The sequence below is a fragment of the Aquabacter sp. genome, from assembly GCF_965279295.1.
Lineage (GTDB): Bacteria > Pseudomonadota > Alphaproteobacteria > Rhizobiales > Xanthobacteraceae > Aquabacter.
Window position 1 is genome coordinate 113,672 of sequence record NZ_CBDIHQ010000007.1, and the last position, 8,403, is coordinate 122,074.

The 8,403-nt window shown below is 66.1% G+C and carries 6 protein-coding genes and 1 pseudogene; 4 read left to right on the plus strand and 3 right to left on the minus strand.

Annotated features, from left to right (window positions below):
* The first annotated feature begins 114 nt into the window (after nt 1-114).
* Nucleotides 115-864 (plus strand): SDR family NAD(P)-dependent oxidoreductase, encoded by a 750-nt coding sequence (locus ADADO0_RS02510; protein ID WP_511303507.1) that lies wholly within the window; start codon nt 115-117, stop codon nt 862-864.
* A gap of 39 nt (nt 865-903) precedes the next feature.
* Here the strand turns inward: ADADO0_RS02510 and ADADO0_RS02515 are convergent, their stop codons facing one another.
* From ADADO0_RS02515 to ADADO0_RS02525, 3 genes are all read right to left on the minus strand, one after another.
* The gene (locus ADADO0_RS02515; RefSeq protein ID WP_511303508.1) at nt 904-4,071 is read right to left on the minus strand and encodes an efflux RND transporter permease subunit; all 3,168 of its coding nucleotides are present in this window, start codon (nt 4,069-4,071) and stop codon (nt 904-906) included.
* Complete coding sequence (locus ADADO0_RS02520) at nt 4,071-5,297, minus strand: efflux RND transporter periplasmic adaptor subunit (RefSeq protein ID WP_511303509.1); 1,227 nt, start codon at nt 5,295-5,297, stop codon at nt 4,071-4,073. Before ADADO0_RS02520 ends, ADADO0_RS02515 begins: the two co-directional genes overlap by 1 nt.
* 77 nt (nt 5,298-5,374) lie before the next feature.
* The gene (locus ADADO0_RS02525; RefSeq protein WP_511303510.1) at nt 5,375-5,992 is read right to left on the minus strand and encodes a TetR/AcrR family transcriptional regulator; all 618 of its coding nucleotides are present in this window, start codon (nt 5,990-5,992) and stop codon (nt 5,375-5,377) included.
* A gap of 184 nt (nt 5,993-6,176) precedes the next feature.
* On the opposite strand from ADADO0_RS02525, the gene ADADO0_RS02530 reads away from it, so the two are divergent.
* The 3 genes and pseudogenes from ADADO0_RS02530 (at nt 6,177) to ADADO0_RS02540 (ending at nt 8,247) form a co-directional block, all read left to right on the plus strand.
* Complete coding sequence (locus tag ADADO0_RS02530) at nt 6,177-6,599, plus strand: DUF3574 domain-containing protein (RefSeq protein WP_511303511.1); 423 nt, start codon at nt 6,177-6,179, stop codon at nt 6,597-6,599.
* Nucleotides 6,600-6,868: 269 nt separating this feature from the next.
* A pseudogene (locus tag ADADO0_RS02535) lies at nt 6,869-7,433 on the plus strand (methylated-DNA--[protein]-cysteine S-methyltransferase).
* Between the two features lie 121 nt (nt 7,434-7,554).
* Nucleotides 7,555-8,247 (plus strand): sulfate transporter family protein, encoded by a 693-nt coding sequence (locus ADADO0_RS02540; RefSeq protein WP_511303512.1) that lies wholly within the window; start codon nt 7,555-7,557, stop codon nt 8,245-8,247.
* The last annotated feature ends 156 nt before the right edge of the window (nt 8,248-8,403 follow it).

Genomic DNA, 8,403 nt, shown 5'->3' on the forward strand with positions numbered 1-8,403 from the left:
ACGCTCCACCTTCCGAGCGGAGCACCCCTTGCAATAATTAGATGTCTGTCTAAATGTCCCCTACAATTCGATGATTATCGAAATATCTAACCGTTAGAAGTATGGAGACGTGACATGGGCAAGCTGACAGGCAAGGTCGCCGTGGTGACCGGGGCATCCAAGGGTATCGGCGCGGGCATCGCGAAAGGCCTCGCGGCCGAAGGCGCGGCGGTGGTGGTGAATTATGCCTCCAGCCGCGAGGGTGCCGACCGCGTCGTCGCAGACATCCAGCAAGCGGGCGGCAAGGCCGTCGCCGTCCAGGGGGATGTCGCCAAATCAGCCGACGTGACACGCCTGTTCTCGGAGACCAAGGCGGCGTTCGGCACCGCCGACATCCTGGTGAACAATGCGGGCGTATATGCTTTCGCCCCGCTCGAAGAGGTGACCGAGGGCGAGTTTCACCGCCAGTTCAACACCAACGTGCTGGGCCTCCTTCTGGCCACGCAGGCCGCGGCCGCGCAGTTTGGGGCGGATGGCGGCAGCGTGATCAATATCGGCTCCGGCATTACCCGCATGGGGATGCCTGGCGCCTCGATCTACACAGCAACCAAGACGGCGGTCATGGGCATCACCCAGGCGCTTGCAGCCGAGCTGGGGCCGAAGAAGATCAGGGTAAATACCCTCAGCCCCGGCGGCGTCGAGACCGAGGGCACCCATACAGCGGGCGTCATCGGCGGCGACATGGAAGCGATGATGGTCGCTAAGACCCCCCTGGGGCGGATCGGACAGCCCCACGACATCGCATCGGTCGCCGTGTTCCTGGCATCGCAGGATTCCGCCTGGATCACCGGGGAAGATCTGTTCGCCTCCGGCGGGCTGCGCTGAAGCCTCCATCGCCCTGGCTGAACTGCTGGGGCGATGGCCTCACTCTGCGGGGCGCGGTACCCCCGGCAGGGTCTTATGGGGCACGTCGGCGGCGTGAACCGGCGCCGCGTGGCCGTCCTCCGCCTCATCCTTCTTGCCGATGAAGCGGCCGAACACCCGGCCCAGCAGATGGTCGAAATCGTCCATCACCGTGAACACCGCCGGCACGAACACCAGCGACAGAACGGTCGAGGCGATGAGCCCGCCGATCACCGCGATGGCCATGGGGGCGCGGAACGAGCCGCCCTCCCCGAGCGCCAGGGCGGAAGGCACCATGCCGGCGGCCATGGCGATTGTGGTCATGACGATGGGCTGCGCGCGCTTGCGGCCCGCCTCGATCAGCGCCGTGAACCGATCATGTCCCGCCGCCATGGATTCCACCGCGAAATCCACCAGCAGGATGGCGTTCTTGGTGACGATGCCCATCAGCATCAGGAAGCCGATCACCACCGGCAGCGAGACCGAATTGCCGGTCAGCAGCAGCGCGATGAACGCGCCGCCCACGGAGAGCGGCAGCGAGATCAGGATGGTGATGGGCTGAAGCACGTCCGCGAACAACAAAATCAGCACCGCCAGCACCAGCATCAGCCCTGCGCCGATCGCCATGGCGAAGCCGGTGAACACCTCCTGCATGATTTCCGCGTCGCCCGCTTCCTTGAGGCTGACGCCCGCCGGCAGATTTTTAGCCGCCGGCAGCGCCTTCACCGCTTCCAGCGCGGTGCCGAGCGGGACACCGCCGACCAGATCCGCCTCCACCGCGATGCGGCGCGCACGGTCGTAGCGATCCAGCGCGGTCGGCCCCTTGCCGAACTCGATGTCGGCCACCGAGGAGAGCGGCACCGAGACCCCCGGGGTCGCGGTCGGCACTTTGATGGCGTCGAAGGTGGACAGCTGGCCGCGCGCCTTCTCGTCCATCTGCACGCGGATGTCGATCTGCCGGTCCTTGGCGGAGAATTTCGCGAGATTGGCGGTGACGTCGCCGATGGTGGCGATGCGCACCGTCTCCGCGATGGTGCTGACCGACACCCCCAGTTCCGCCGCCTGGTCAAGCTTGGGAACGATGCGGATTTCCGGCCGGTCGAGGGCCGCCGAGGACACCACATTGGAGAGTTCCGGCACGCGGTCGCGCACCTCCTTTTCCAGCGCCAGCGCGGCCTTCTCCACCGCCGCCCCGTCATTGCCGGAGAGGATCACCGAGAAGCCGCGCTGCGCGTTCTGCCCGTCCTGGCTCCAGGTGAAGCGCATGTCGGGCATGTCAGCCAACGTGCCGTAAAGCCGGCTCTCGAATTCCTTCTGGGTTAAGCTGCGCTCGCCGCGCGGCTTCAGGTTCACGACCAATTGCGCCTTGCGCACCTCGCCCGCCAGAAGCGCGAGGCCGCCCTGCCCGCCGCTGCCGCCCGTGGCATAGACGGCGGCCACCTCGGGCTGCTTCAGCATGAGCGCGGTGATGCGGTCCGACACCCGCTGGGTTTCCGACAAGGTGGTGCCCGGCGGCAGTTCCACCGTGAGCATGGAGCGGGAGATGTCGTTGACCGGCAGGAAGCCCGACGGCAGCAGGGTCGACAGGAAAATCGTGCCCGCGAACACGCCGAACCCCATGGCGATGGTGACGAAGCGGTGGCGCACGCACCAGCCGAGCAGCCGCACGTAGCCGCGCATGATGAAGCCGTCGCCGGTCTCGCGGTGCCCGGTATCGCGCAGGAAGTAGGCCGCCAGCAGCGGCGTGATGAGCCGCGCCACGGCGAGCGAGAACAGCACGGCGATGGCGACCGTGATGCCGAACTGCTTGAAATATTGTCCCGCGATCCCGCCCATGAACGACACCGGCACGAACACGGCGGCGATGGTGAGCGTGGTCGCCACCACCGCGAGGCCGATCTCGTCCGCCGCCTCGATGGCCGCGCGATAGGGCGATTTGCCTTGTCGCATGTGGCGGACGATGTTCTCGATCTCGACGATGGCATCGTCCACCAGGATACCGGTCACCAACGTAATCGCCAGCAGGCTCACCCCGTTGAGGGAGAAGCCCAGCATGTCCATGATCCAGAAGGTGGGCAGGATCGACAGCGGGATGGCGAGCGTCGTGATCAGCGTCGCGCGCCAGTCGCGCAGGAACAGGAACACCACGATCACCGCGAGGATCGCGCCTTCGATCAGTGTGTGCATGGCGGACTGGTAGTCCGCCTTGGTGTAGCGCACCGTGGTGTCGATCAGGGAGATGGTGACGCCGGGATTGGTCTCCATCAGCTTGGCAACGCCGGCGCTGGTCTGGTCGAACACCGTGACGTCAGAGAAACCCTTGGCGCGGTAGACGCCGAAGGCCACCACCGGCCTGCCGTCGAGACGCGCAAAGGTGCGCGGTTCGGCCGCCCCGTCATAGACCGTGCCGAGATCCTTGAGGCGGACATAGCGCCCATTGGTGAGCACGATCCTCGTGTCGCCGAGCTGGTCCATGTCGGCGGCGCCGGCCAGGGTGCGGATCGACTGCTCCTGCGTCCCCACCTCGCCGCGTCCGCCCGACACGTCGAGATTGGTGGCGCGAAGCTGGCGGCTCACCTCGGCCGCCGTGATGCCTAGCGACATGAGCCGGTCCGGGTCGAGCGACACGCGGATTTCGCGCACCACGCCGCCCTCGCGCTTCACCTGCGCGACGCCGCGTATGCCCTGGAGCGCGCGGGCCACCGTATCGTCCACGAACCAGGATAATTCCTCGGCATTCATGGTGGGCGACGACACCGCATAGGTGACGATCGGCAGCCCCTCGATGTCGACCCGCTGCACCAGCGGCTCATCGATGGATTGCGGCAGTTCGGTGCGGATCTTGGTGACGGCATCGCGCACGTCGCTCACCGCCCGGTCCACCGCCGTTTCCAGCTGGAACTCGATCGTGGTGACCGAGGTGCCCTCGGAGATCGAGGAGGTGATGTGCTTGACGCCGGCGACCCCGGCGACCGCGTTCTCGACCTTCTTGGAGACCTGGGTCTCAAGCTCGCTTGGCGCCGCACCGGGCTGTGTCACCGTCACCATGACGATGGGCAGATCGATGTTCGGCATCTGCGTGATGGGCAGGGAGCGGAAATGGACGATGCCGAGTGCGGTCAGCACCACGAACATGACCAGAGAGGGGATCGGCTTGCGGATCGCCCAGGCGGAGATATTGAGGGCCATCAGCGGGCTTCCTTCGCGCTCTCGCTCTGGGCGCTGACTTGCGCCTGGACCGCGTTCACCCGGTCGCCATCGCGCAGGAAGCCGCCCGCCCGCAGCACCACGAGATCGTCCGATGTGACGCCGCTGACGAGTTCCACCCGGCCGAGGGTCTTCAGGCCCGGCTCGACCCGCCGCTCGCGCACGGTGCCGTCATTGGCCACCAGCACGTAAGCCCCGTCGCCATCGAACATGACCGCGGAGAGCGGAACGGTGAGACCCTCACGGCGGCCGAGTTCCAGCACGCCGCGCGCATAGGTGCCGGGGCGCAGGCGCGGATCGTCGGCGAGCGCGATCTTCACCTTGCCGAGGCGGGTGGCCTTGTCGAGCTGAGCCGAGATCAGCCGCACCGTACCGTCCACCGGCGTGGTGAAGCCGGCGGGCGTCACAGATACCTTCTGTCCCACCGCCATGCGCGCCATGATGCTTTCCGGCACCTCGGCATCAAGGTCGATGGCGCCGTGCTCGGCGATGCGGAACAGCGGCTCGGTGCGGGTGGAGAGCACGATGGAGCCGATGCGGGCGTCGCGCGCCAGCACGATGCCGGCCTCCGGCGCCTTCACGTCGGTGCGCTTGAGGCGCAGGTCGATTTCGTCGCGTTGTGCCACCACCAGCGCGGCGTCGGCCTCGCTGGCTGCCAGACCCTCTCGGGTGGCAGCCACCTGGGCGGACGCGACCTTCACCGCGCGCTCGCGCTCGTCGAGAATTTCCTGGGAGGCGACACCGGTCTTGCGAAGCTGGCGGGTGCGCTCGACGGCGGAGGTCGCCTCCGCCTCCTGCGCCAGCATCTGGTCCAGATTGGCCCGCTGCTGGGCGATTGCCGCCTTGGCCTTGGCGCCGTTGGCGGTGTTCTGGGCGAGCTGGACATTCAGCATGTCGCGCGACAGGCGGGCCAGCACCTGCCCCTTTTCCACCCGGTCTCCCACCTCGGCGAGGATCGCCTCCAGGCGATAGCCCTCGATCTCCGGGCCGACTTGAATTTCCTCGCGCGGCAGCAACGAACCGGTGACCAGCAAGGTCTCCGACATGGCGCGCCGCTGCGGATTTGTGACGCTGACGGTCAGCCCCTTCGCGCTGCTTTCCTTACCGGCACCTTCCTTGGCGGGTGCGGTCTGCGCGTGCGCGGACCCGCCCCCTGCGAGCCCCAGGGCGAGGAGGGCGAGTGCCATCGGGCGGGCAAAGCGAGACATGGCGAGAGAATTCCGTTGACGATGAGGGCGTGCCGTAGAGGGAAGATGCGTCGAATTTCCGGCGCGATGGGAAGAGGTCATGCGCCGCGCTCCCCGCTCGGCGCGACCATGCGGCGCATCAAATCGGAGAACGCCGGCAGACGGTCCGCAAGCTTCCATTCGGGGTGCAGCAGATTGTGCAGGACCAAGCCGTCGCCGATCACCTGGAGCAGCATCACCAGCGTATCGGGGTCGATGGCGGGATCGATTTCTCCCTTTTCCGCCCCTGCCACCAGGGCGGCGCGCAACATGGCGCGGGTCTCGTCCTCCACCGGCTCAAGCGCGGCGCGCAAATGCGGGTTGCGGATTGCCTCGGCCATGATCTCGGGGCCAAGCTTGGCGCACGGCATGCAGTCCCCGGAGAGCATCTCCGCGCAGCTGGCGGTGAGGCCATCCATCAGGCTCGGCGCCTGCTCGATCTGCTCGAACATCTGCGCCCGATCCGCTCGCTCGCCCTCGACAATGGCGCCGATGATGGATTCCTTGGAGGGGAAATAGCGGTAAAGCGCGCCGGGGCTCATCCCCGCCTCGGTGCAGATCTGCTGCATGGACGTGCCGTGGAATCCGTCGCGCGAAAAGCACGCGACGGCCGCCGTGAGAATCCGGCGGCGCTGCTCGGCGCGATGATCGAGAGCGGAGGAAACGTCCAGGGCCATTCGGCGTCCCGTCTGAGAATAATGCGAATGAATGTTCGCTCTCAGGTAGTGACGCCGAACCAACCGGTCAAGAGCGAACGTTCGTTCGCGTATTTTCGACGCAGGGCTCGGAGCGCGAATTCGGCGCGCCGGCTTGCATGTGGGGACCAAGTCCGCGACGGTGCCGGAAACCATGGGGCAAAGAATGCCGGTTCGCATCCATCTGAGTGTCGCGTTTCTTCTTGTCGCACTGTCCGCGGGCATGGGCGCCGCAACCGCGCAGACCCCCACCCCCGGCTGGCAGGCGACGCCCTGGGCCGACAGCGTGATGCTTCAGACACAGTTGCGCTTCGATCTGGAAAGCCCCGACGGGAGCGGCGTGAGCGACCAGCAATGGACGCGCTTCGTCGCCGATACCATTCTGCCGCGCTTCAAGGACGGCATCACCGTGCTCAACGCACAGGCCGTCACGGGCACCGGCAGCGCCGCAACCCGTGTTGTTGTGATCATCAATCCCAATACGCCGGATGCAGCCGGCAAGTTCAGCGAAATCAAGGCCGCCTACGCCCAGCGGTTCGGCGGGGCGAAGGTGTATCAACTGGACTTCCCGGTTCGCATCACCAACTGAGGCCGTGACTCTTCTCTCTCCCGCTTGCAGGGGCTCTGCGAAAGCGGACGGAGTAGGATCAGTGGCGGGGCTCGTGGGACTGCGCCATGCTCCCTCTCCCCGACGGGGAGAGGGTTGGGGTGAGGGGGACAAACCTCTCCAATCCTGAGATGCCGGAGCCCCCTCACCCGGCTGCTGCGCAGCCGACCTCTCCCCCACGGGGCGAGGTGAAAGCGGGCCGGCAGCGAAATCGGGTTGAAATCCGCGCTGCCCGGCGCCATCTCGTGAGGATGGGCCAGAGCGCGGAGAACTATTTCGTTTTTGAAACGGCAGGCGGCTTCTGCGGCATCGCTTGGAACGGCGCGGGCATCACGCGCTTCCAATTGCCCGCCGACAGCGCCGCCGCGACCGAACGCATGCTGCTGCGCAAGGCCCCGGACGCGCGGCCCGGTCCCCCCGCCTACGGCCCTTGGTGAAGCGATCGCGGCGGTGCGGCGCTATTTCCTGGGCGAGCCAATCGACTTCACCGGCTTCGCCGTCGATCTCCAGGGGCAGGACGCGTTCTTCACCGGCATATACGACGCCCTGCGGCAGGTCGGATGGGGCCGGACCACCACCTATGGCGCGCTTGCCAAGACATTGGGCGCCGGGCCGGAAGCCGCCCGCGCCGTCGGCCAGGCAATGGCGAAGAACCCGGTTCCCCTGATCATTCCCTGCCACAGGGTTCTGGCGGCCGGCGGCAAGGTGGGCGGGTTCTCCGCGCCGGGCGGCTCGGATTCCAAGGCACGGATGCTGGCGCTGGAAGGCATCGATCTGAGCCCGCCGCCGCCGGCACAGGCCGCCTTCGGGTTTTGAGCCGCCCAGAACGCTCCGGTTGAAACCACGGCCTTAGGCATTTGCCGGCAATCCCTTGAGGTCGGGGAAGGCCGCACCCACCTGTTGCGCAGTCGCCTCCCTCAGCCGGTTTCAAAAACGCATGTTCTCAGCCGCCCTCACCGCCTTCGGCCAGGTCTTCTCCCCGCTGCTGCGCGGGGTGCTGCTGAAATCCGTGGCGCTCGCCATCGGCCTGCTGATCGTGCTCGCCATCGGCCTCAACGTTGTGCTGGGCCGTCTGGTGGACATTCCCTCCTACCATTGGATCGAGACCACGCTCGTCATCCTCGCCGGCATCGGCAGCGTGGTGGGTGCGCTCTATCTGGTGCCGGCCGTCTCCTCGGTGGTCGCCGGCCTGTTTCTCGACGATGTGGCCGGGGCGGTGGAAAAGGCGAGCTATCCCGCCGATCCCCAGGGAACGCCACAGCCCGTGGGCCGCTCGATCCTCTATTCCCTGCGGTTCTTCGCCCTCGTGCTGGCGGTCAACCTTGTCGCCCTGCTTCTGCTGCTGGTTCCCGGCGTGAACATCTTCGTGTTCTTCGTCGCCAACGCCTATCTGCTGTCGCGGGAATATTTCGAACTGGCGGCCATGCGTTACGTCTCCCCCGCCACCGCCCGCGCGCTGCGGCAGGAAAATGCCGTGACGGTGTTCCTGGCGGGGATGCTGATCGCGCCGCTGCTGGTGGTGCCGATCCTCAATCTCATCACCCCGGTCTACGGCACCGCGCTGATGGTCCATCTGCATAAGCGGATTGCGGCGCGAAGCGATCGTCTTTACAAGTATATGGAACCGTGAGATAAGGGGTGCGCAACTTCAGCGATACAACCTTTTAGGAGGTCACATGCGCCTTCCCCCGTGGCTTTCTGATATTTTCACAAAAGCAACTGGCGCCATTCTCCTTGAGATAATCAAAATATTATTCCGCGTATTTTAGTATAAAACTAGAAACCG

Excerpts from the sequence above, each read along its gene's own strand:
- ADADO0_RS02510 (WP_511303507.1), top strand. The coding sequence starts at position 115 with ATGGGCAAGCTGACAGGCAAGGTCGCCGTGGTGACCGGGGCATCCAAG.
- ADADO0_RS02515 (WP_511303508.1), bottom strand. The coding sequence starts at position 4,071 with ATGGCCCTCAATATCTCCGCCTGGGCGATCCGCAAGCCGATCCCCTCT.
- ADADO0_RS02520 (WP_511303509.1), bottom strand. The coding sequence starts at position 5,297 with ATGTCTCGCTTTGCCCGCCCGATGGCACTCGCCCTCCTCGCCCTGGGG.
- ADADO0_RS02525 (WP_511303510.1), bottom strand. The coding sequence starts at position 5,992 with ATGGCCCTGGACGTTTCCTCCGCTCTCGATCATCGCGCCGAGCAGCGC.
- ADADO0_RS02530 (WP_511303511.1), top strand. The coding sequence starts at position 6,177 with ATGCCGGTTCGCATCCATCTGAGTGTCGCGTTTCTTCTTGTCGCACTG.
- ADADO0_RS02540 (WP_511303512.1), top strand. The coding sequence starts at position 7,555 with ATGTTCTCAGCCGCCCTCACCGCCTTCGGCCAGGTCTTCTCCCCGCTG.